Source organism: Exiguobacterium sp. U13-1 (assembly GCF_001750115.1).
GTDB classification, from domain to species: domain Bacteria; phylum Bacillota; class Bacilli; order Exiguobacteriales; family Exiguobacteriaceae; genus Exiguobacterium_A; species Exiguobacterium_A acetylicum.
On record NZ_CP015731.1, the window covers coordinates 1,936,429 to 1,957,658 of the forward strand.

A 21,230-nucleotide genomic window follows, 5' to 3' on the forward strand; every position below is an offset into this window, starting at 1 on the left:
CTCAAACTGATAAAAAATAACGCCATCAGCACGATAGCGATGTTCACGGCTAACGTTAATCGCTCATTTTCAATCACTCGACCATTCAAGAGATTCAAGATGATAACAAGCAACATAAATGACAATAAAAAGTATGTTATGGATTTATTTATCATGAACGACTTCCTTTTTTTGTGTTCTTGTATTAGTTTAAATATATCGCGGATTTTAAAACAAGGGGAATCAAGTTGTACGAAACATGTCAAAACAATGAAAGTAACGTCAAATGACCATTGGAAAAGAGGTGATCGAATGAAAAACATGATGTTCTTAGGACTCGTCGTTTTCTTACTCACGACGCTCTTTTCACTGCATTACGGGCTACAGCTCATCAGTGATACGACGCTGAAAATATCTTTGTTGGCTTGACTGATCGTAGTATTGATTGCGCGGAAAAAATGGAAGATTACGTTCTCTACGGCGGAATGATCTAAAGAACGTATGAAGAATCGGTAGAGAGAGAATGAGCGTCAATAAATTTTTTGACTGGAAAATCAACTTAGATGATGAACTGTATGCTGTCATTGATGAGAAGGCGAGAAAAATGGTAGTGATGGGGGACTTCATCGAACTGACTGCGGTCTTGTGGTTGGATCGAAATGATGTCCTTCAGTTAAAGCCGACATGGGATTGTGTCATATCCATCGATGATGCTACAAAACAAATTACGATTCGCTCGGCAGAATCACTGAACATGAAAGAAGAATGTTAAGAGGTACATAAATCGAGTCCATTCGTGCAATCGCTGAATGGGATCGATTGTTATTTAAAGTACGATGTCTACTTTAATTCATGTTGAACGGAGCCAGTCACTTCAACATGATGCTGGTCGTATACAGTCGTCAGTACATGATCTTCGACGATTTCATAGTTGTATGTATAGTCTGGTTCATTCGTGTATTTGATTTCCAGCACGTATCTTCCGGTCTTAGACTCAAAGACCGTTTCCTTTTTTGAAATATCTTGTTCGTATCCTGATTCAACTAACATTCGTTCAATCTTGATTTCGGTCATCGTTTTAGAAACGAAGAGGTAAGTCGGATAGGCAGCTATCAAGATGACGAGGACGATAAGTGTATAGATGAGTGGACGTACTTCTTTTTTCATACAATCACATCCGTTCCGATGAAATGAATAGAGAAGCTAGGTATTCTATATTGAAGATGAGGAGAGATGTGTGATGGGAAAAAACAAAGACGAGATACCGTACTATATGAGGAACGTTCCGTTCTTCTTCCTAACGGCACTCCTCGCACCCATCGCGGTACTACTTGTACTGCTCAATTGGGATAAGCTCTCTACACAAATGAGAAATAACCATTTAACGTTCTCAATCCTAATGACCATGTTATATATCTCAAAAATACTGCCTGACGGTTTATTTAAAATCATATTCGCGGTTTTTACGTGGACGTTGATTCTTTTCGTGACATACATCTACTTCGGTGGCTGTAGAAAAGGAGGGAAACCATGAGTAAGTATCATTTATCGAGCATTCGGTTAGTTCTCATTGTCGTCATCACATCGTCAATCTTGTATTTTGGATTCGATTGGGAACTCGGGTATGGCATTATCTGGTTGATTGGTTTAGTAGGATTTACGATTTATCGCAACTTTGAGGCTGCTCGGAACGAGAGAATCGAAGCGCAAACGAAGAACGATTGATTTAATCTGAAGTCCATCGTTCTTTTTAAATATGACCCCACAGAATTAAATCTTCGAAGTGCTCATTATCTTCTTCACCGACACACTAAAATTCATCTGCTTTTACGACAAATAGACCGTTGGATGAGTCCGACGGTCTACGCTCGTTATTTGTCGTACTATAAAATACATATTATCGTGTTAGAACATCTTATATCCCATCCGTTTTGCCTCGATGAAAGCAACAGCAAGAAAGGCGAAGACCCCCCGAAGAATCCATGCTGCACCATGTCCGACGAGTAAGGGATCCGTTCCATACAGAGATGTGCCCCACGTTAGAACGATTCCGTCTAAGAACGTAGCCACTAACAGTCCGAGACTGACATCCGGCACCATCTGTTCAGCACTTAAACGAGCGACTTTTTTTATGATGATGACGGAAATCCACGAGACTGCTAAACCAATCAGGAAGGCAATCACGTTTCCAGCGTTTTCGAACATACCGATTCCAGATCCGAATCTGACTGACAGGGCACCGACGAACCAAAACGCTACACCAAGTACGACCAAGACGATAGCTTGTTCTTTCGAAAATAGAGGGGGATTATTATGTGTCATTTTTATTTCCTCCTTAAAATTGTAGTATTTACTACATAAACAAATGTAGCATCTACTACGCTTTTTGACAATGCCGTAGTGTATCGTTTGTAAATGTCATAATATTTTGATTGAAATGATCTCGTTTTAGCGAAAAATCAACTTGGATAATCGCTGATTCATCTATAAAAAAGGTCAATTGATGACGATAGATAGGTACAGATTGTTCTCTTGAAAAACTGTCTTAGTACATGAATGATACATAGAAGGAGTTAATGACACTATGAATGAAATTTTACCGAGACCGCTACGCTCGCCAGCGATTTTGTCGAGCCTGGAAGCAAACGTCGCGATGATTTATTTTGATCGCCAACGACGTGTCGTCGACGTCAATGACTTGTTTGCGAAAACGATGAAGTATAAGCGGGACGAGATGATTGGCCTACAGCACCATACGTTTTGTACACCAGAATTCGCGAACAGCCGTGAGTATCAAGACTTTTGGACACGCCTGTTTTCGGGATTCAGTACAGCGGATAAAATCAAACGAGTCGATGCCCGGGGCGACATCTTATGGCTTGAAGCAACCTACATGCCGATCTTTGAGGGAGAAGAAGTCGTCGGCGTCGTCAAGATCGCGAGTAACATCACGGACCGGATCGATCGTGTACAAGGATATGCGAAAAGCTTCCAGACGCTTGCTGAGGGGTTGAATTTGCAATCGGTTCAAGGATCGAAAGAGGGCACCCAGCTTCAAGAGACGATGACCACGATCGCGAGTGAAACGGCAGTAAACCAACAGACGTTCGAAACGCTGTATGACCAAGCCATCGAGATCACGAAGATTGCTGATACGATCAAGGAGATTGCGGCCCGGACGAACCTGTTGTCTCTGAACGCGGCAATCGAAGCGGCACGGGCTGGGGAACACGGTAAAGGCTTTACCGTTGTTGCCAGTGAAGTCAAAAACTTATCGGATTTAGTCGGCAGTGCAGTTGTCGAAGTACGCACGAATACGGAAACGATGAACCGTCAAATCATGGCGATGATGAAAAAGATTGAAGCGTCCCATCTCGAAGTTGCGTCGAGCCTTGCGACGGTAAAAGAAACGATGCAACGCTTTACTGCGATCGAAGAGGTCGAACGACAACTCGAGCAGCAAACAGAGGATTTTCGGTCGTTTATTTAAAAAAGGATATGGAAAAAGCGATGGCAGTGGGTCATCGTTTTTTTTGTTTAGTCAGATGAGTCGTTTTAGGAGAGTAAAGGCGTGGGATATAACAGATGAGCCCGTTGACCACAGAACGGAGGCATGTTATAATTCAAATAGACGTTTGAATGTAAGGTAAAAGGAGGCAACGTCATGGCACATGATCATCATCACCACCATCATCATACCGACAATAAAAAGGTACTGGGCCTGTCGTTCCTGATCATCACCGCGTTCATGATCGTCGAGGTCATCGGCGGAATTTGGACGAATAGTCTCGCGTTGTTATCGGACGCAGGGCATATGCTCAGTGATTCGATTTCACTTGCGATCGCTTTGTTAGCCTTCCAGTTCTCGAGTCAAGCACCGGATGCGAATAAGACGTTCGGTTCAAAACGCTTTGAAATCTTAGCCGCCATCATAAATGGTGTGACGCTGATCGTCATCGCCCTCTATATTTTCATTGAAGCCATTCAACGCTTCATCGATCCACCCGCTGTCGCAACGACCGGGATGCTGATCATCAGTGTCCTCGGGTTGCTCGTCAACATTCTCGTTGCTTGGATCATGACACGCGGCGGAGGGCATGAGCACAACCTCAACATGCGTGGTGCCTATCTGCATGTCTTAAGCGACATGCTCGGATCGGTCGGTGCGATTGCAGCTGCTCTTCTGATCATGTTCTTCGGTTGGGGATGGGCGGATCCACTGGCAAGTGTCATCGTGGCGATCCTCGTCTTACGGAGCGGCTATTACGTGACGAAGGCATCCGTTCACGTCTTGATGGAAGGAACGCCGAGCGACGTCGACATCGATGAGGTCGTTTCGACGATTCAGACGAACGAAGCCGTCCTCGGTCTGCATGATCTACACATCTGGTCGATCACGAGTGGTTATAACGCATTATCGTGTCACGTCGTCGTCAAGGAGGACATGACCGTCCGGGAGTCGGAGTCGATTCGCGAACAGATTGATCACGATTTAAAACACGTCGGGATTAATCACGCGACGATCCAGGTCGAGACGGATCAGCATGCGCACGGCAATACGTTGTATTGTGACGGTAAACACGAATCGCATACGCATTAAAAAAACGAGCACGCGTCCAAGTCGGACGGGTGCTCGTTTGCTTATGCTCAAATGATCGGCACCGTTGGTAGAAACAGCGTCGCGAACAGACTGATACTCAAGAACATCGAGTATCCGAAAAAGGTCGTTTTGGCATTTCCAGCCGCTCGGTTACCTAAGTACATGAAAAAGACGATGGATAAGAACGTCAAACCCGTCAATACGGACGAGTGGTGTTGATCCGGCGAAGGAGCAAGCGACTGGACAAGATGCGCGAGACCAAGCGGCAGGACGATTAAAAGAAAATAGTAGCCTAGACGTGCCTCGGATGGGACGTCGACCTGTTCCTGTTCGGTTTCATAGTCATAACGCGTTTGCGTTTTCATGGATCTTCACCTCCCTATGCGTTTTAGTATAGCGAATGAACATGTCGGCTCTGTTACAGACGGGTAAGAATGCCTTAACAGACGATGACGATGTGATGACGAAAAAAGAATGGGCAGCAATTGAGAAAAATTGTAAGATAGACAAGAAGTCGTTTTAGGAAAGGAATAAAGCATCATGTCACGTGCGTTTCGTTTTATGTATGTCTCGGATTTGTTATCGACCGTCGGGACGAGTTTCGTCTATATCGCAATCTACTGGTTGAGCGCGGAAGAGATCAGTGCTTCTGGCGTCGCCCTGATTGCGACTGGTGTATTCTTGATTCGTTTTCTCGTTTCAACGTTCGTCGGACCATGGATCGACCGGTTCGTCAGTGCATCGTTGTACCAAATGTCGTTGCTCATTCGATTGCTTGCACTTGGTATTACGTTAGCAGGAATCGGGATGACGGACGTCGTCCTGCCGTGGTTACTCGGCTTACTCGTCGTTCAGACGATTTTACAAATCATTGGTGGCAATGCCGTCTTCACATGGGTCGTAGATTTAGTCGAAGATGATCAATTACCGCAAGCAAATGCGTATCTCGCAACGATTGAACGAATCGGGACGTTAAGCGGATTCTTGCTTGGTGGGATGATGATCGCCCGTTTTTCGATTGCGAGTATCTTATGGCTTGATCTTGGTCTGCATCTCGTCGCATGGTTACTCGTTCGACATATGTCAGGGCAAGTCGCAGAAGGGGCGCGTCAAGGATCGTACCGCGAAGCGTTGCTCGAAGGGATCAGTCACGTCGTCCGTGACGGTCGCCTGAAATGGATCCTCGGTTGTGCGATCCTCGCAAACTGGATGATCACACCAATGAATACCTTACTTGCACCATATGCGAAGAATGTCTTGTCGGGAAATGCCCAGACGTTTTCTGCACTCGAACTGGCGACGGTGATCGGGGGAATCGCGATGTCGCTCCTTTACGGAAAATGGGTCGCCTCCGTACGACAAGATAAGCTGTTTCGTTTTGCCGTCGTCTTGCAAGGTCTTGCGATTGCGATCGTTGCTTATGTCTCATTCGTTCCAGTGGCTGTTGGTGGGTTCGTCTTACTCGGGATGGCGCTGACGCTGTTCGGGATACCGTTTGCGACATTATTGCAACGCTCGACCCCTACGCATTTGCTCGGCCGGGTCCGGACGGCGATGGTCGCTGCATCAACGGCATGTTCCGCGCTCTGTTACGGATTGTCGTCGTACTTGACGTCGTTCTTTAGCATCTCGTTCGTTTTCCTGTTCTTTGCCTTAAGTGGTCTTGTGATGACCAGTATCTGGTTGCTCCTTCATCGTACCGTTTCCTTTACTGAGGTACGACAGGACAAGGTCGGATGAAATATCCGCCTTGAGGTGGAGGTAAGCGGTTTCGCACTCTTATACACTAGAGATAGAAATGAACGATGAGGAGTGGAGTCGATGGAGAGTTTATGGATCACAGCGTTATTGTTTTTGATTCCGATCAGTGGGATGACGGTCTTCTTGAATGTACTGTGGCGCCGAATGGAAACGGAAGGCGTTTCGGAGTAATCATGAACTAAATAGTGCGTCTGCTTACCGATGTTAGATCGGACAGCGGACGCTTTTTTCATTTGAGGCACAAATGGTCGTAGGAGAATAACCTCAGATTCGTTAAATCAACACTTCCCGTGTAAACTGATGTAGTAAGTAGTTTTATAATGTTTCGATTGAACATAAGGGGGATGAATCACCATGAAAGCAATCATTACAGGTATGAACGGAACGGTAGCACCTGTCGTTGCGGACGTCTTAGCAAAGCACGACATCGATACAGTCGCTTGGGATCGGACGAAAGTCTCGACGACTGACGAATCCGCGATGCGAACGTTTTTAGAAACGGAACGACCGGATTATTTCTTGCATATCGGGATGGGGTCTGTCAGTTGGACGGAAGCGCTCGTCCGCCTGTGCCAAGAGTATAAGATTCCGTTTTTCTTCACGAGTACGGTGTCTGTATTCTCAGACGACGTGCCGGCACCAATCGACAAGGGCGCTGTTCCGGATGCGACCGACGAGTATGGCGTATACAAGATTGCCTGCGAACAAGCGATTCAAGCAATCGATCCACATGCGAAGATCGTCCGAATCGGCTGGCAGATCGGGACGGAAGCTGGTTCGAACAATATGGTCGACTTCTTCACGAACGAGATGAAGCAGCACGGAGTCATTCGGGCGAGTCGGAATTGGTATCCGTCGAGTTCGGTGCTTGAAGATACGGCTGAAGCGCTCGTTACGATTTTACTCGAACAAGAAGCAGGGCTCTATCAATTGAATGGTAACAATCGCTATTCGATGTACGACTTAGCGCGTGCCTTGAATACGCTTCATGCGAAAAACTGGACGATCGAACCGGTCGACGAACCACGCCGCGATAACCGGATGGCGACGGACGTCGTTTTGGTTCGTCCTTTGTCAGAACGATTGCCACTATAATCAAACATCCCGTTCTCCTTGATGCGTGTCAAAGTGAACGGGATGTTTTTTATTGAGCAACTGGAGTTTCTGCTGAAAAGGCAAGCGTTGGTCCAAAGATTTCGTAATGCAGTTTGTCTGGTGACGCCGTGAAGTGTTCAATCACATATTGAATCATCGCTTCCGGACCGCAGACGTATGTCGGATCTGTGATGCTTGCGATAACGTCTTTCGGCAGGCGACCTGCTTGATCCGTCGCCTGATGCTCCGCGTAACGAATGACTCGCGCGCCGCGCTCCTCAAGCAAGGCAAGTTGCTCGTTAAATGGACGATTGCGTTCGTCTTGGACGGCATGATGTAACGTTACCTGTCGACCAGCAGCTAACGCTTCGTCAGCCATCGCAAGCATCGGTGTAATCCCGATACCACCGGCAATCAGCACGACGGGTTCGCCTGATGCATCAAGAGTGAAGGCACCCGCTGGCGCACTGATCAATACCGTGTCACCGACTTGCGCTGCATGTAAATAGTCCGAGACGATGCCTTCTCGTTTGACACCAATCGTATATGTCTCCGTGTTCGATGCCGTCGTCAGACTGTATTGACGATTGTGCCATAAGCCATCTTTGTCTTGAATCCGCACCGTAATGTATTGTCCGGCTCGATAAGCGGGGAGTGGACCGTCCTTGCGGAAGGTCAAGACGCGAATCCCATCCACTTGCTCCTCGACATCCGAAATCTCGACTGTCTGATATCCGGAAAAACCTTTTGCTTGTTCATCCTGTGCGTACAGTTCGGCTTCAAGCGTGATGAACAGATTGGCAATCTCACTATAGGCTTCTCCCCACGCGCGCAAGATGTCTGGCGTTGCGGCTTCTCCTATGACATCTTGCATCGCCCCGAGTAATTCGTGTCCGACGATGGGATACATCTCCGGTTTGATTTGTAGACTACGGTGTTTATGGAGCACCGGTAATAAGACCGGCTTTAACGTCTCGAGTCGATCGATGTGAGCAGCAGCGGCATACACGGCGGTCGCGAGTGCTTGCGATTGGCGGTCGCTTCGTTGATTCGATTGATTGAAGACATGTTTCAGTTCCGGATGAGCCTGAAACAAGCGCTGATAAAAGACTTTCGTGATCGCGGCACCGTGCGACGCAAGGACGGGAACAGTCGATTGAACGATTTGAATGGTAGAGGTTGATAACATAAGACCACTTCCTTTTCACTAAGTAATAAAGACAGTCTTAGTATTTCGCAACCTCACCTTTAATACAACATTTAAAATACTAGATTAAAGAATACCGTGCGTTTTGTCACAAGCAGGTCAAGATTTCGTCAACGATTCGTCACGATTGATTGGAAATCCAGAGCTTCGAGAAATCAAAGTAACCGAACGAGTCGATCGTGATGTTTCGCAGTTCGATCGGATACGGAATCAGCCGCGTATCGTGATAGAACGGGATGAAATACGATTCGTCGATCAAGTAACGCTCGATCGATTGGTGGATCGGGAGCCAGTCTTCGAACGGTGTCGCATCGTATTGTTCGATCCAGGTCAGCATCTCTGGCATCTGCTGAAACAGTCGGATCGGTGGTGAGAACGTGTTCGTCATGAACTGATAAAAGGCGTACTGGACATTTCGCTCGAACACTTCGGCATGGATGGCGAGATCGATTGTATCGTAGGCATGAAAATCCGTGATGCTCTCTTCAAATCCGACCTCGACGAACTCATACGGAATTCTGTCCTGATCAAATCGCTGACAGAGCCAGCGTGTCACCTTGTCCGTAAAGTCAGTTAGCTTGATTCGGATCGGTTGCGTGAACAAGACTGCAGGACCATCCGGGACAGTATACGGTTGACTATAGGACTCAAGAAAACCACAGTCGTTCGGTTGTGCCCGTTCATGGAAGTCATGAATGCCATTACGGACTTCCGCGACGAGCCGATGGACATAATGTCGCGCGGCTTTGGATTCAAACGGACCACCAGCACGTGGATGAAGCAAGACAAGACCAAATCCGGATTGCGTGGCAATCGTATCAATCGGACTGGAGTCAGACGCCGATGTCCGGTAGACCGGGTCATATTGCTCCGGCATCTGGATGAACTCGATCCGGTCGAGCAGGGCACGGATGCCAAAGTAATTCGGGAACGCTGTCAGAACGGTCTTCTTGTCGTCATGTTGCGTCAGTTGGAACGGTCCCGTTCCAATGCCGTCCTTGATGATGCTCGTATGAATCGAGGCAAGTTGCGGCAAAATCGAACTTCGACGTTGATCGAGTGTGAGGTCGACCCGGTACGGACCGTTCGAGACGATCTGTTTTACGTGCCGGTAGGAATAAGCGTAAGCCGGATATTTAATCAAAGCACGCAAGCTCTTCGTCACTTCCTTACTCGTCAGGAGCGAACCGTCATGAAAGCGGACGTCCTTCCGTAAGAAGAGACTGAGCGTCGCCCTGTTCCAGACAAAGTGATGGGCGAGTTCACCCTGAATGTTGCCGTCGCCATCGATCGTAAACAGCCGGTTGAAGACGTTCTGGACGAGATGGGCACTATGGATATCCGCTGCTTCTAACGGGTGTGTCGTCAGGAAATTCCGTTTTCGCGGAATCAATAACGCGTCAGCCGTCGTCTGTGTATAGCCGAATTTTCGTTCGAGTTGCCGCATGAAGCGTCCTGCTTGTGCTGGCGACCAGTCCCACGTCAGTTCCTCCGTCACTGATTCGATCGAGTCACGGTCGATCCGCTCGAGCATCCGTTTCGCATATTCCCTTTCAACGTGGCGCAACCAGACAAGTTCACTTAAGTTGCCTCGTCCGCGACCGCTCGTGTAACCAATCCAGCCGTCTTCCTGCCATTTATTGAGATATCGTTTCGTTTGTTTAGGACTGAGATGGATGGCGTCGGCAAGCGTCGCAATCGAGTAGTGTCCATTTCGGCAAGTCTTCCATAACATAAAAAGATAAGCATCCATCGTCCTTCTCCTCCTTAAAAGGGGACATCTTTTTTAAATGACGTCCATTTTTCCTGTGTCTTGTCTTGTTTATGATAAAGGTAGAGAATGGAAGGTGACAATATGAAATGGAAAGAAATACCGAAACCAATTAAAGTACGTCTCATCACATCGTTTTTCAACCGGGCTGTCTCGTTCTCCATCATGCCGTTCATGGCCCTCTTGTTCGTCCGGGCATTCAACGAAGTCATCGCCGGTGCATTTTTGATCGCGATGGTCTTCGTCAGCTTCATCACGAATCTACTCGGTGGATATCTTGCCGACCGCTTTTCCCGCAAACGTCTGCTCGTCACGACTTCTGCGCTCACGGCGCTGACATTCATCACGATGACGATCTCATTGACATTCGATTGGATGCTGTTGTTCATGGTCATCTACGTTGTCTTCTCGGTGACAAGTAATCTTGGTCGACCAGCAATGGGGGCGATCATCATCGATGCAACGACGAAGGAAAATCGCCAAGCGGTTTATGCGCTTGACTACTGGCTGATCAATCTCTCGATCGCCATCGGTACGGCGCTCGGGGGCTGGCTCTACGTCAGTAACCAACTGCTGTTGTTCGGGATCTTAAGCTTCACGTCGTCCGTTTTACCGATTGCCTATTATCTGTTTCTTGACGACACGTCACGGACATGGCAGCGTCAAAAACTACGTGGTGTCCTCACGGATATTTTCACGAGCTATCAACTCGCTTGGCGGGACCGTCCGTTCGTTAAGGTCGTCTTCGGTTCGATGTGTATCTTAGCGGCTGAGTTTTCGATGGGCAGTTATGTCGCCGTCCGACTCGCCGATTCGTTTGAACCGTTATCATTTGCCGGGTGGTCGATCAACGGGGTTCGGATGATGAGTATCATCAACATCGAAAATACGTTACTCGTCGTCACGTTGACGTTCATCGTCCAGCGACTAGCGAAGCACTTGTCGCCGCGTCGGACGCTCGCTGTGGGTCTCATGCTGTACACGATCGGCTACGTCGTCGTGACGAGTGCCAACAGTATGACGGCACTGATGGTCTTCATCTTCATCGCGACGATTGGCGAGTTGCTCTACTCTCCGGTCTTGAACACACAAAAAGCAAACATGATGCCAGCCGATCAACGTGGGGCGTACTCAGCGTTCGCGGGAACGTCGTTTGCTGGAGCGGACTTACTTTCTCGGTCGACGATTCTCGTCGGGACCTTCTTGATCCCATCGATGATGAGTGTATACATCGGATTGATCCTCTTAACGGGCTTTGGATTAGTCTATACGAGTCTGTTCGTGAAGGAATCTGTCGAACGAGAGCGAAACGTATCTTAATAAGGGGGAATACAGATGAACTTACCAGATACTATCGAAACGCCACGGCACCTGTTACGCCGTTGGCAGGATGAGGATGCAGCCGCATTGTATGCTTACGCGAAGGATCCAAATGTTGGACCAAAAGCAGGTTGGGCGCCGCACGCGTCACTTGACGAAAGCCGAGAAGTGATCGGCATTTTCCAAGCGTCACCTGGTGAGTATGCCGTTACCGATAAGGAGACGGGGGCAGTCATCGGGAGCTTCGGACTTCACTTCAATCGTCGGCCGGACGATTCGATTACCCATGACCGTCAAGTCGAGATCGGCTATGTCCTCGCGCCTAACTACTGGGGAGAAGGGCGGATGCCGGAAATCGTTGAAGCAATACTTGATTTCATCTTCCGGGAACTACCGATCGATGTCGTCTGGTGTGGTCACTTTGATTTCAATGACCAATCACGCCGTGTCGTTGAGAAACTCGGGTTTACGCCTATTCTTGACCGACCATTCGTCTTAGAACGAATCGACGGACGGATCGTGACGAGCCATGTCTACAACTGGACGCGTGAGCGGTATGAAGCAAAGAACGGGATGAAGAATACGTAATACATCAAAAACGACCTCAGCGCTGAGGTCGTTTTTTGGTATCAGAATTAAATAGATTCTTTAGAGTTTGTATTTTTTGACTGATCTTGCTTAGATTTTCGGAGAAAGATAACTGCAATCGTAATCGAGGTCAAAACATAACTCACGAGGACGGCGGTAATCTCTGAAAAATTAAATACAAACAAAAGCAGCAGTTGAGGCACGAAAAAGACGGACACTGCAATCGGTAAAATCCATGTCTTCGTCTTCCATGCCGTGATTAGAATCCAGGCAATTAGAAGGGCGCCAATTAACCAACCGACACTCGGAGATAACGTGATTTTGGGCGAATCAATGAGTCCGTTGACGATCAATAGTCCAATGATCAGGAGAATATGAACACTTCCATGAATACCATAACGCATGATGCGAGGGCGAGCGCCATCACGTAATGCATCTTGACGGAATAAAAACGCCAGGGTCGTCAAATAAACAGCGCTAATCAGCAGGAAGCCACCAACTAGCAAGATACTGAATGTCGTTGTTCCATTCAGCAGGTTTTGGAGATAGAGAAAACTCGATGCACCGAGAAAGACTTGCATGACGATCCAAAATGCTTCTATCGGATCGAACGCCATCTCTTTAGAAATCGACTGGATGTAGTCAGCCGGACTGTCACCCGTGATCGCGCGAACCGATTTGCCATCCGCTTCCGCTTCAATCAGATGGTCTTCGAGTTCAAGGACGATTTCGTTCGTCGCTTGTTCATTTTTTCCCGAAGCAAGCAGGTAGACCTTCAAGTCTTCCAAAAATCGGGTTGATTCCGTTGATAGGGTCATCTCAATCATCCTCCTTTAAAATACTTTCAACACTTGTCGAAAGATGTTGCCATCTTTCCTTGAATGCGGTGAGTTCTTCTGCACCGCTCGTCGTGATCGAATAATACTTCCGTTTTGGACCGGACGGAGAGACGCGTGAAGTCGCTTCGATCCAGCCCAGTTTCTGCATTCGGATCAATAATGGATAGATTGTTCCTTCGCTGATGTCAGCGAAACCGTATGCTTTGAGTTTCGTCGCCAGTTCGTAGCCATAAATCTCTTCTTCCGCGATCAGTGCAAGTAAACAACCGTCGAGAATCCCCTTTAACATTTGCGTCGATGACATCCGCATCATCCTTTCGCTACTTGGTATTACAAGGTAATGATATACCAAGCTATTGTGTATTGCAAGGTAGCTGGAGGAAAAAGATTCATTTCCCTGAAAAAAAGGTAAACAAATCATAAAGTAGATACGTCGCTTGTTTAGAAAAGGTAGGTATTGATCGTAGATAAGCGGAATACTATCGTCTCGGCGACCGTCGTCTTCATCATCATGGGTATCGTCATGGCTGTCTCTGCGTTTGGTTTCGGCATTCGTTAAGGTGAACCGGAGTTGTTACGTATCGCAATCTTCGGTGAAGTCGCAACAGCGATTTTTCTCGTCTGGTACATTCGTCGTCATGCCACGTTTGCTGCCGTCGGGTTTTCGAAATTGCAGTCGCGGGGTCTAATCTGGTACATTCCGTTACTGCTGATCGTTCTCGTTCAAGTCGGATTGATCGTCAATGCGTTGTTCACGTCCTCGATATCATCATCGGCACTTCAACTTGTCGGAATCGTCTTCCTGACGACCTTATTCGTCGGTTTTAATGAGGAAGTCTTGTTTCGGGGCATCATCTTACGCTATCTCAAACCGAACGAACATCCGTATCGTGCCGTCCTCATCAGTGCGCTTCTGTTCTCATCTTTCCACTTGCTTAATTTGATCGCCTTGATTCCGCCGGCAGCGATGTTGTTCCGACTTGCGAACACATTCGTCTTTGGTGTGTTCTTAGTGATCATCGCACTGAAGCTGAATAACCTCTGGCCATTAATCATTTTCCATGCGCTGTGGGATTTCGCGAGCATCGCAGCGGATGTCGTGAACGTCAATTTAGGCATCACTCCTCTTTTGACACAAGCTTATCTACTCTTCGCGATTGTCATTCAATTGATCTTGTTGAAACGGAACGATCTCAGTCACCTGAATGGACCGATGAATCCACGTAACGTTTGAATAGCTGACTCTCCGTTGTTTGACGGGGAGTTTTTATTTTTGAATAAAGCTAGTATCAATGATTAATATGTAATATATTACTTGTATGAAACCTACAGATGATTTAGCCATTGCACGACTTCCTCTCAGTGAGGAAGTATATCGACGTTTACAGCATCACATCATCACTTTACGCCTCGCCCCAGGCGAGAAGGTGAACGATCAAGCGCTCGCGGAAATGTTCGGAGTCAGCCGAACACCGGTCCGCGAAGCCTTGAAACGACTCGAGGAGGAAGGATTGATTTTTGCGAAACGGGGCTCGCGGACGATCGTGACAGAGCTTGACGCTGAACAGGCACAGCAAACCTATCCGATCATCGCGACGCTGCACGGACTAGCAGCGCGTCTAGCGGGACCGCTATTGACGGAAGACGATTTGACGGAGCTTCAGACGATTCACCAACAGTTCACGACGGCAATCGATCAGCAGGAGACGGAGACGGCACTGACGCTTGACGATGCCTTTCACGATGTCTTCGTACAGCGCAGTCAAAACGCACAACTACGAGAAACAATCCGCCGATTGACGCCGCTGATCCGCCGGCTCGAATATGCTCAGTTCGATCGACTCGGACGTCAATCGATTGCCGATCATGCGGCGATTTTGATCGCGTGTCAACAACGGGATGTCGAGCAGCTCGTCCAGGCGACGGAACATAACTGGAACGGGCTCGGACGTTTACTCGTCTCGACACTAAAGGAGGAGCGCTGATGCGACCAATCATTTATGGGATCTTGGCGGCGATGTTCTTTGCCGTCACCTTCATCTTGAATCAATCGATGCAAGGAGCAGGGGGGCACTGGATCTACAGTGCGTCGCTTCGCTTCTTCTTGATGTTGCCGTTCTTCGTCGTCATCGTCTTGATGCGTCGGGGAATCGGTCGCGTCTTACAGGCACTGCGAGCCGATTTCGGTTTTTGGTTACTGTACGGTACAATCGGTTTCGGACTGTTTTACGGTAGCATCTGTCTTGCTGCCGATCATGCGCCAGGCTGGTTGATTGCCGGAACGTGGCAATTGACGATCCTAGCCGGACCGCTCCTTGCACCGTTGTTCAAGCAACGGATTCCGTGGTCGGCCCTTAAGTATTCCGTCTTGATCGTCCTTGGGGTCGTCGTCATGCAGTTATCCGTCGCAGGAAGTCTATCGCTACAATCCTTACTGTTCGGTGCCTTGCCGGTGCTCGCCGCTGCGATTGCCTATCCGCTCGGTAACCGGAAGATGATGGAACGGTATGGGGATGAGCTCGATGTATTCGAGCGGATCCTTGGAATGACGATTGCGAGTCTACCGTTTTGGATCGTGCTTTCCGTAATTGCTTACATACAAGTCGGCTTACCGAGTATCAGTCAAGTGACCCAATCCGGCTTCGTCGCTTTATTCTCAGGCGTCATCGCGACATCGCTCTTCTTCTACGCGACGTCACTCGTCCGGACGGAACCGGTCCGGTTAGCCGCGATCGAGGCGACCCAGTCGTTTGAGATCGTCTTCACCGTTCTCGGGGAGATTTTGTTTCTCCATGCGGCACTACCGACGGGACTCGCGACATTCGGGATCATCCTCGTCATGCTCGGGATGACGTTGCATAGCTTGAATCAGGCGGAGCGGACGGTCGTCCGTCCCGCTAAAAGAAAAATCAATTGAGAAAGTAGGCTGTCAGATGGTTTTAACAGGTACACTCGTCAATACCGTCCTGATCATCGTCGGGACGTTGCTCGGATTGATGTTCCACCGGATTCCGGAACGGATGAAGGAGACGGTCTTGCAGGCGATTGGTCTAGCCGTCGTCGTGCTCGGGATCCAGATGGGGATGAAGAGCACGAACTTTTTGATCGTCATCGGTAGTCTTGTTCTCGGAGGTGCGATCGGGGAATGGTTCCGTCTCGATGAGAAGCTCGACCGGATGGGGGCATGGCTCGAACGTAAGATCAGTCGCGGTCGTCCATCGAATATCGCGGAAGGATTCGTCACCGCGACGTTGATTTTCGTCATCGGAGCGATGGGGGTCCTCGGTGCGCTCGATGGTGGACTGCGTCAGGATCACGACGTCCTCTATACGAAGGGGCTGATTGATGGTTTCACGGCGCTTGTCCTCAGTTCAACGCTCGGGATCGGCGTCATGTTCTCAGCGATTCCCGTTTTCCTCTATCAAGGGGCGATCGCACTGAGTGCCGTTGCCATCACGAAGTTCATTCCCGATGCCGCGTTGCAAGAATTCATCTTAGAGATGACGGCGACCGGTGGAGTGATGATTGCAGCGATTGGTCTCAATCTAGCCGGAATCACGAAGATCCGCGTCGCGAACTTGTTACCGGGCATCGTCATCGTCGCTGTCATCGTGACGGGCTTACATCTATTCTAACGAGACATCCCCGCCTGTCCGAAAGGACGAGCGGGGATGTTGTGTTATGACTCGATCAATTCATGTGTCTCGTATGCCGTGATTGTATGTCCATCGTAATGGAAGTCATGCAGTAATGGATGCTCGGTCGAAAGCACGACCGGTAAGTAGTGCCGGAGGTTGCTGATGATGCCCATGTTATCGTCGTCTAGAATCCAGTCGAGTGCTTTCCAATCGAGGATTCCTTCAACTGTCATGACCGGTGTTGGAAATGGACGATCTTCTAAATCAGCCAGGTAGAGGTACATGCCAGATGTCTCTTTCCCGTGCAAGCGGACGATTCCTTTTGGTGTCACTGAGGTGAGCGTGATGCCTGTCTCTTCGAATGTCTCGCGGATGACGGCGGCTTCCGGTGTTTCGCACGGTTCGATCTTACCACCGACACCGTTCCACATGCCCATCGCTGGACGTTTTTGTCGATTGACGAGTAAAAAGTGGTCTGCGTGGCGGATTAAACAAAGCGTATAACGATCCATGGTTTACGACTCCCGTCCTAAAAAGTGTGTGTTGTACAGCATCTCGAATTGGGCGGGACCTGCGACCGGTAACTCGGTCGTCGTCGTTTCTTCAATCCGTAACGTCCGCTCAGTCAACGTCTTTTGTCCGGTTGGCGTCCGCATCGCGACGAGGCGACCTTTATTGAACGGCGAAGCGTCGCTCTGCTGGATGATCTGTTCCATTTTCGATAAGTCATCTGTTGTAATGGATGTCTCGCGGTCGAACCGGTATCCAGTCACAAACTCCGCTTGTCCCGTTCGCTTCATCTCAAGTGTGTCATTATTGATGATCCGGTAACTGCCGCTCGCGGAATGAACGGTCTCCCCACTCAACGGAACAGGAACGAGCGGTAAATTAACGCCGAAGCCGGTATCAAGCAGGTGTGTTTCATTCCAAATGATCGCGACATGGGTCGGTCCGGTCGCTGACCAGGCGTCCGACTTCGTATCGTAAACAGTCGCTTGAACGAGTCGAACAGGACAGTTCAGTTCTTGCAGGACTCGGTGTAGCAGTCCGTTCAGGTCGTAACAGACACCACCGCGTCGCTCTGTCAGAAATGTCTCGATGAAGCGCTCGTCGCTAAACGGACGGATGCGTTTCTCAAGGACGGTCGTATTCTCGAACGGTAACTGGTAGGCGAAGGCTTCGAGTAAGTCAGGTAACTGATCAAACGTGATGGCATCGAGCGGAAACGCAATTCGCTGTTCTAAGTCTTTCATCCAATCCATCTTTAGTCCCTCCTTTGTTCACTACCTGATTATCCCATATTGCTTCAGAAAATGTGAATGTTAGTCTATATTATCTGAAAATAAGGATTTCCCTTTTGTTCAATGGAAATCTTTGATATGCTGAGACAGGATTAATTAAGAATGATTCTCAGTGTCGAATCACGAATTAAAGGAGGTCTCACCATGAGACGGAAAACTTGGATGACAGCGTTGACGCTCCTCGTGTTGAGCAGTTTGATGCTTGCAGCTTGTTCAGGTCAAGCAGAGCAAAAGAACGAAAAGACGCGGACGATTACGCACGAAGCAGGAAAAACGAAAGTACCGGAACAACCGAAGAAGGTCGTCGCGCTCGAATTCTCGTTCGTTGATGCGTTAGACAAACTCGGCATCACACCGGTCGGGATTGCACAAGAAAACAAGACCGATGTCTCTGGATTACTCGGAAAAGACATCGAGTTCACGGAAGTCGGTACACGCCAACAACCGAATCTTGAAGTGATCAGTTCCTTGCAACCGGATTTGATCATCGGCGACTTCAACCGTCATAAAGGAATTTACAAGCAATTGCAAGAAATCGCACCGACGATCATCTTGAAGAGTCGCAATGCGACGTATGAAGAGAACATCGATTCGTTCAAGACGATTGCGGAAGCGGTCGGCAAAACGAAACAGATGGACGATCGCCTTGCCCTGCATGAAGAGCGCTTGCAGGCAGCGAAGAAGAAGGTTGATCCAAAAGATGACCGGAAAGTCATGGTCGGTGTCTTCCGCGCCGATTCACTGACAGCACACGGTGAGACGTCGTTTGACGGTGAGTTGCTCGAGAAGATCGGTATCGAGAATGCCGTTACGAAAACAGCGGAACCGACTGTGACGATCACGTTAGAGCAGATGGTCAAGTGGGATCCGGACGTCATCTTCATGGCGGAAGCCGATCCGAAGTTACTGAAAGAGTGGAAGGATAATCCGCTTTGGAATCAGATCACAGCGGTCAAAAACGGAGAAGTCTACGAAGTCAATCGTGACCTCTGGACACGTTACCGCGGTCTGGACGCTGCTGAACAAATCGTTGACGAAGCAATTCAATTGCTCAAACAGAAATAACGAACGACAAAAGCCGGAGCAATCTGGCTTTTCGTCTTGATGAAAGGGGAAAGATCCGGTGCAGCGGAAACGTCTGATTTTCGTACTTATCTTACTCAGTTGCTTGGCCGTTTATAGTAGCTTGTTCTTTGGTATCACACAGATGAATCCGGTCCACTTAGTGCAGGAGTGGATCAGTGGCACGACCTCTAAAGCGGGACTCGTCCTGACGAATCTGCGCTTGCCGCGTCTCTTACTCGGATTGTTGCTCGGAGCAAACCTTGCTGTCGCTGGAGCGATCATGCAAGCTGTGACACGGAATCCGCTCGCTTCACCACAAGTCTTTGGGGTCAATGCCGGTGCGTCGTTTCTCGTCGTCTTAAGCCTGCTCATCTTTCCGTCACTCGGGACGGCGAACTTGCTTTACTTCGCATTTGCCGGTGCCTTACTCGGTGGCGTGCTCGTCTTTTCGTTCGCTTCGATTCGCGGGATGACGGCGTTAAAACTTGCCCTCGTCGGGATGGCGATCCATCTCTTGTTGACGTCGCTAACGAAAGGCTTGATTTTGTTCAATGATCGAATCACGAACGTCTTGTACTGGTTGTCTGGTTCGCTCAGTGATGCAAGCTGGCTCGAACTCCGGATCGTCTTACCGTGGTCGCTCGCCGGTTTGATTCTTGCGGCAAGTCTTGCGAAGTCGCTCGCCGTCTTCCAACTGGGACAAGACGTCGCGGTCGGACTCGGTCAAAAAGTGACGCGGATCCGTCTGCTTGTCGGCATCAGTGTCGTCTTACTCGCAGGCGTGACGGTTGCCGTCGCCGGAGCAATTGGCTTCATCGGTCTGATGGTGCCGCATATCACACGTCGACTCGTTGGCGAGGACTACCGAATCGTCTTACCCGTCTCTGCCGTCATCGGTGGTCTGGTGTTGACGTACGCCGATGTCCTGGCGCGCTTCATTGCCTATCCGTATGAATCACCAGTCGGCATCGTGACGTCATTGCTCGGGGCACCCTTCTTCCTTATCTTGGCACGCCGCCAGATGAAAGGGGGATTACGATGAGAGACATGCGTCGGATTTTACTTGTCGCAGTTTTAGTTCTTGTCACGAGCTTCGCCTTACTGTCGGTCGGTTCGATTCAATTGTCGTTAATGGAACTCTGGCAGTCGTTCTTTGGTGGAAAGGATGCTTTCATCGTCCAAAATTACCGTCTGCCGCGAACGGTCCTCGCCTTTTTAGCAGGAGCGAGTTTCGCACTTGCTGGCGTCATCTTACAAAGCGTCATCCGTAATCCATTGATCTCGCCGGACGTGATCGGAGTGACGAACGGAGCGTCTCTGTTCGCCGTTTTGACGATTGCCTTAGTGCCGGATGGTCCGCTCTTGTTGACACCGATCGCCGCCTTTATCGGAGCAGCACTCGTCATGCTGGCATTGATGATGCTAGAGCGTGGAGGAAACGTCTCCCGCAGTTCGTTTGCGTTACTTGGTATCGCCGTTAGTGCGATCTGTGCTTCAGGAACAGAATACCTGTTGATTAAATTTCCACTCCAGACGAACGATTCACTCGTCTGGCTTGCTGGAAGTCTGTTCGGGAAAGGGTGGCAGGAAGTTTTGATCTTAGCGCCGGTGCTCGTCGTGATTGGTGCGATCCTCTTCTATCGACACCGTCAACTCGATGTCTTATCACTCAGTGAGGAAGTCAGCATTGGTCTCGGTTTACCGATTCAGCGGACGCGGCACGTCTTCTTGGCGCTCGCTGTTGTCCTAGCCGGTGTTGCCGTCGCGACGGTCGGTGCGATTGGTTTCCTCGGTTTGATTGCCCCACATATGGCACGGCGTCTTGTCGGACATAAACATATCGCCGTCTTACCGATGGCGCTGTTACTCGGTGGTGGGTTACTCGTCGTCGCTGATGCGCTTGGACGCGGGATTCATCCGCCGCTTGAAGTGCCAGCCGGATTGATCACAGCAATCATCGGTGTACCGTACTTCCTGTATCTCTTACGAAGGGAACGGACGGCTTAAACGGATGAAACAAAACAAAACAATCCCCCTCATTTCATAATTGGAATGGGGGATTATTG

The 21,230-nt window shown here is 49.0% G+C and carries 24 protein-coding genes; 15 read left to right on the forward strand and 9 right to left on the reverse strand.

Annotation, left to right across the window (positions count from 1 at the left end):
- Positions 1–502: 502 nt before the first annotated feature.
- Entirely contained in the window at positions 503–751 is a 249-nt protein-coding gene (locus tag ESP131_RS09995) for a hypothetical protein (protein ID WP_069940607.1), read from the forward strand.
- Between the two features lie 68 nt (positions 752–819).
- On the opposite strand, the gene ESP131_RS10000 is transcribed toward ESP131_RS09995, so the two are convergent.
- Positions 820–1,146, reverse strand: a complete 327-nt coding sequence (locus ESP131_RS10000; protein ID WP_069940608.1) for a DUF3139 domain-containing protein — start codon at positions 1,144–1,146, stop codon at positions 820–822.
- Positions 1,147–1,509: 363 nt separating this feature from the next.
- Here ESP131_RS10000 and ESP131_RS10010 point away from each other — a divergent pair, with 363 nt between their 5' ends.
- Positions 1,510–1,704 (forward strand): hypothetical protein, encoded by a 195-nt coding sequence (locus tag ESP131_RS10010; protein ID WP_069940610.1) that lies wholly within the window; start codon positions 1,510–1,512, stop codon positions 1,702–1,704.
- 180 nt (positions 1,705–1,884) lie between these two features.
- On the opposite strand, the gene ESP131_RS10015 is transcribed toward ESP131_RS10010, so the two are convergent.
- Entirely contained in the window at positions 1,885–2,301 is a 417-nt protein-coding gene (locus tag ESP131_RS10015; RefSeq protein WP_069940611.1) for a hypothetical protein, read from the reverse strand.
- Positions 2,302–2,563: 262 nt separating this feature from the next.
- Between ESP131_RS10015 and ESP131_RS17035 the strand changes: the two genes are divergently transcribed.
- The gene (locus tag ESP131_RS17035; protein ID WP_069940612.1) at positions 2,564–3,469 is read left to right on the forward strand and encodes a methyl-accepting chemotaxis protein; all 906 of its coding nucleotides are present in this window, start codon (positions 2,564–2,566) and stop codon (positions 3,467–3,469) included.
- A 174-nt stretch (positions 3,470–3,643) separates the two neighbouring features.
- Positions 3,644–4,579 carry a cation diffusion facilitator family transporter gene (locus ESP131_RS10025; RefSeq protein WP_058705061.1) on the forward strand — a complete coding sequence of 312 codons (936 nt, stop codon included), beginning with the start codon at positions 3,644–3,646 and terminating at the stop codon, positions 4,577–4,579.
- Positions 4,580–4,626: 47 nt separating this feature from the next.
- Here ESP131_RS10025 and ESP131_RS10030 read toward each other — a convergent pair whose 3' ends face one another.
- Positions 4,627–4,944 carry a hypothetical protein gene (locus tag ESP131_RS10030; protein ID WP_023468204.1) on the reverse strand — a complete coding sequence of 106 codons (318 nt, stop codon included), beginning with the start codon at positions 4,942–4,944 and terminating at the stop codon, positions 4,627–4,629.
- Positions 4,945–5,119: 175 nt separating this feature from the next.
- Between ESP131_RS10030 and ESP131_RS10035 the strand changes: the two genes are divergently transcribed.
- Positions 5,120–6,319, forward strand: a complete 1,200-nt coding sequence (locus ESP131_RS10035; RefSeq protein ID WP_069940613.1) for an MFS transporter — start codon at positions 5,120–5,122, stop codon at positions 6,317–6,319.
- 375 nt (positions 6,320–6,694) lie between these two features.
- Positions 6,695–7,435 (forward strand): sugar nucleotide-binding protein, encoded by a 741-nt coding sequence (locus ESP131_RS10040; protein WP_069940614.1) that lies wholly within the window; start codon positions 6,695–6,697, stop codon positions 7,433–7,435.
- Positions 7,436–7,484: 49 nt separating this feature from the next.
- On the opposite strand, the gene ESP131_RS10045 is transcribed toward ESP131_RS10040, so the two are convergent.
- Positions 7,485–8,624 carry a globin domain-containing protein gene (locus ESP131_RS10045; RefSeq protein WP_069940615.1) on the reverse strand — a complete coding sequence of 380 codons (1,140 nt, stop codon included), beginning with the start codon at positions 8,622–8,624 and terminating at the stop codon, positions 7,485–7,487.
- Positions 8,625–8,763: 139 nt separating this feature from the next.
- On the reverse strand, positions 8,764–10,395 hold the full coding sequence (locus ESP131_RS10050; RefSeq protein ID WP_069940616.1) for an ABC transporter substrate-binding protein: 1,632 nt from the start codon (positions 10,393–10,395) through the stop codon (positions 8,764–8,766).
- Between the two features lie 102 nt (positions 10,396–10,497).
- Here ESP131_RS10050 and ESP131_RS10055 point away from each other — a divergent pair, with 102 nt between their 5' ends.
- Entirely contained in the window at positions 10,498–11,733 is a 1,236-nt protein-coding gene (locus ESP131_RS10055; protein ID WP_069940617.1) for an MDR family MFS transporter, read from the forward strand.
- Between the two features lie 15 nt (positions 11,734–11,748).
- Entirely contained in the window at positions 11,749–12,321 is a 573-nt protein-coding gene (locus tag ESP131_RS10060; protein ID WP_069940618.1) for a GNAT family N-acetyltransferase, read from the forward strand.
- 47 nt (positions 12,322–12,368) lie between these two features.
- Here ESP131_RS10060 and ESP131_RS10065 read toward each other — a convergent pair whose 3' ends face one another.
- Together ESP131_RS10065 and ESP131_RS10070 are read right to left on the reverse strand one after the other, a co-directional pair.
- The gene (locus tag ESP131_RS10065; protein ID WP_069940619.1) at positions 12,369–13,139 is read right to left on the reverse strand and encodes a hypothetical protein; all 771 of its coding nucleotides are present in this window, start codon (positions 13,137–13,139) and stop codon (positions 12,369–12,371) included.
- A gap of 1 nt (position 13,140) precedes the next feature.
- A complete protein-coding gene (locus ESP131_RS10070; RefSeq protein ID WP_035397512.1) occupies positions 13,141–13,464 on the reverse strand; it encodes a PadR family transcriptional regulator in 324 nt (107 codons plus the stop codon).
- Positions 13,465–13,731: 267 nt separating this feature from the next.
- Between ESP131_RS10070 and ESP131_RS10075 the strand changes: the two genes are divergently transcribed.
- From ESP131_RS10075 to ESP131_RS10090, 4 genes are all read left to right on the forward strand, one after another.
- Complete coding sequence (locus ESP131_RS10075; protein ID WP_069940620.1) at positions 13,732–14,394, forward strand: CPBP family intramembrane glutamic endopeptidase; 663 nt, start codon at positions 13,732–13,734, stop codon at positions 14,392–14,394.
- A gap of 85 nt (positions 14,395–14,479) precedes the next feature.
- Positions 14,480–15,145: a GntR family transcriptional regulator gene (locus ESP131_RS10080; RefSeq protein WP_069940621.1), complete on the forward strand. Its 666-nt coding sequence runs from the start codon at positions 14,480–14,482 to the stop codon at positions 15,143–15,145.
- Positions 15,145–16,077, forward strand: coding sequence for a DMT family transporter (locus ESP131_RS10085; protein ID WP_069940622.1), 933 nt, complete (start codon positions 15,145–15,147; stop codon positions 16,075–16,077). The genes ESP131_RS10080 and ESP131_RS10085 overlap by 1 nt, the downstream gene beginning before the upstream one ends.
- 16 nt (positions 16,078–16,093) lie before the next feature.
- Positions 16,094–16,795, forward strand: a complete 702-nt coding sequence (locus tag ESP131_RS10090) for a DUF554 domain-containing protein (RefSeq protein WP_035397505.1) — start codon at positions 16,094–16,096, stop codon at positions 16,793–16,795.
- Between the two features lie 44 nt (positions 16,796–16,839).
- Here ESP131_RS10090 and ESP131_RS10095 read toward each other — a convergent pair whose 3' ends face one another.
- Both ESP131_RS10095 and ESP131_RS10100 read right to left on the reverse strand, forming a co-directional pair.
- Positions 16,840–17,310 (reverse strand): NUDIX hydrolase, encoded by a 471-nt coding sequence (locus tag ESP131_RS10095; protein WP_069940623.1) that lies wholly within the window; start codon positions 17,308–17,310, stop codon positions 16,840–16,842.
- A 3-nt stretch (positions 17,311–17,313) separates the two neighbouring features.
- Positions 17,314–18,060: an arylamine N-acetyltransferase family protein gene (locus tag ESP131_RS10100; RefSeq protein WP_083254796.1), complete on the reverse strand. Its 747-nt coding sequence runs from the start codon at positions 18,058–18,060 to the stop codon at positions 17,314–17,316.
- Positions 18,061–18,243: 183 nt separating this feature from the next.
- Between ESP131_RS10100 and ESP131_RS10105 the strand changes: the two genes are divergently transcribed.
- From ESP131_RS10105 to ESP131_RS10115, 3 genes are read left to right on the forward strand one after another with little or no spacing between them, the layout of a single operon-like run.
- Complete coding sequence (locus tag ESP131_RS10105; RefSeq protein ID WP_069940624.1) at positions 18,244–19,164, forward strand: ABC transporter substrate-binding protein; 921 nt, start codon at positions 18,244–18,246, stop codon at positions 19,162–19,164.
- A 58-nt stretch (positions 19,165–19,222) separates the two neighbouring features.
- On the forward strand, positions 19,223–20,206 hold the full coding sequence (locus ESP131_RS10110) for a FecCD family ABC transporter permease (RefSeq protein ID WP_069940625.1): 984 nt from the start codon (positions 19,223–19,225) through the stop codon (positions 20,204–20,206).
- A 5-nt stretch (positions 20,207–20,211) separates the two neighbouring features.
- Complete coding sequence (locus ESP131_RS10115) at positions 20,212–21,171, forward strand: FecCD family ABC transporter permease (protein ID WP_156772528.1); 960 nt, start codon at positions 20,212–20,214, stop codon at positions 21,169–21,171.
- The last annotated feature ends 59 nt before the right edge of the window (positions 21,172–21,230 follow it).

Bases quoted from the DNA above. Each gene is read 5' to 3' on its own strand.
- ESP131_RS09995 (WP_069940607.1), top strand. From the start codon at position 503: ATGAGCGTCAATAAATTTTTTGACTGGAAAATCAACTTAGATGATGAA.
- ESP131_RS10000 (WP_069940608.1), bottom strand. From the start codon at position 1,146: ATGAAAAAAGAAGTACGTCCACTCATCTATACACTTATCGTCCTCGTC.
- ESP131_RS10010 (WP_069940610.1), top strand. From the start codon at position 1,510: ATGAGTAAGTATCATTTATCGAGCATTCGGTTAGTTCTCATTGTCGTC.
- ESP131_RS10015 (WP_069940611.1), bottom strand. From the start codon at position 2,301: ATGACACATAATAATCCCCCTCTATTTTCGAAAGAACAAGCTATCGTC.
- ESP131_RS17035 (WP_069940612.1), top strand. From the start codon at position 2,564: ATGAATGAAATTTTACCGAGACCGCTACGCTCGCCAGCGATTTTGTCG.
- ESP131_RS10025 (WP_058705061.1), top strand. From the start codon at position 3,644: ATGGCACATGATCATCATCACCACCATCATCATACCGACAATAAAAAG.
- ESP131_RS10030 (WP_023468204.1), bottom strand. From the start codon at position 4,944: ATGAAAACGCAAACGCGTTATGACTATGAAACCGAACAGGAACAGGTC.
- ESP131_RS10035 (WP_069940613.1), top strand. From the start codon at position 5,120: ATGTCACGTGCGTTTCGTTTTATGTATGTCTCGGATTTGTTATCGACC.
- ESP131_RS10040 (WP_069940614.1), top strand. From the start codon at position 6,695: ATGAAAGCAATCATTACAGGTATGAACGGAACGGTAGCACCTGTCGTT.
- ESP131_RS10045 (WP_069940615.1), bottom strand. From the start codon at position 8,624: ATGTTATCAACCTCTACCATTCAAATCGTTCAATCGACTGTTCCCGTC.
- ESP131_RS10050 (WP_069940616.1), bottom strand. From the start codon at position 10,395: ATGGATGCTTATCTTTTTATGTTATGGAAGACTTGCCGAAATGGACAC.
- ESP131_RS10055 (WP_069940617.1), top strand. From the start codon at position 10,498: ATGAAATGGAAAGAAATACCGAAACCAATTAAAGTACGTCTCATCACA.
- ESP131_RS10060 (WP_069940618.1), top strand. From the start codon at position 11,749: ATGAACTTACCAGATACTATCGAAACGCCACGGCACCTGTTACGCCGT.
- ESP131_RS10065 (WP_069940619.1), bottom strand. From the start codon at position 13,139: ATGACCCTATCAACGGAATCAACCCGATTTTTGGAAGACTTGAAGGTC.
- ESP131_RS10070 (WP_035397512.1), bottom strand. From the start codon at position 13,464: ATGTCATCGACGCAAATGTTAAAGGGGATTCTCGACGGTTGTTTACTT.
- ESP131_RS10080 (WP_069940621.1), top strand. From the start codon at position 14,480: ATGAAACCTACAGATGATTTAGCCATTGCACGACTTCCTCTCAGTGAG.
- ESP131_RS10085 (WP_069940622.1), top strand. From the start codon at position 15,145: ATGCGACCAATCATTTATGGGATCTTGGCGGCGATGTTCTTTGCCGTC.
- ESP131_RS10090 (WP_035397505.1), top strand. From the start codon at position 16,094: ATGGTTTTAACAGGTACACTCGTCAATACCGTCCTGATCATCGTCGGG.
- ESP131_RS10095 (WP_069940623.1), bottom strand. From the start codon at position 17,310: ATGGATCGTTATACGCTTTGTTTAATCCGCCACGCAGACCACTTTTTA.
- ESP131_RS10100 (WP_083254796.1), bottom strand. From the start codon at position 18,060: ATGGATTGGATGAAAGACTTAGAACAGCGAATTGCGTTTCCGCTCGAT.
- ESP131_RS10105 (WP_069940624.1), top strand. From the start codon at position 18,244: ATGAGACGGAAAACTTGGATGACAGCGTTGACGCTCCTCGTGTTGAGC.
- ESP131_RS10115 (WP_156772528.1), top strand. From the start codon at position 20,212: ATGCGTCGGATTTTACTTGTCGCAGTTTTAGTTCTTGTCACGAGCTTC.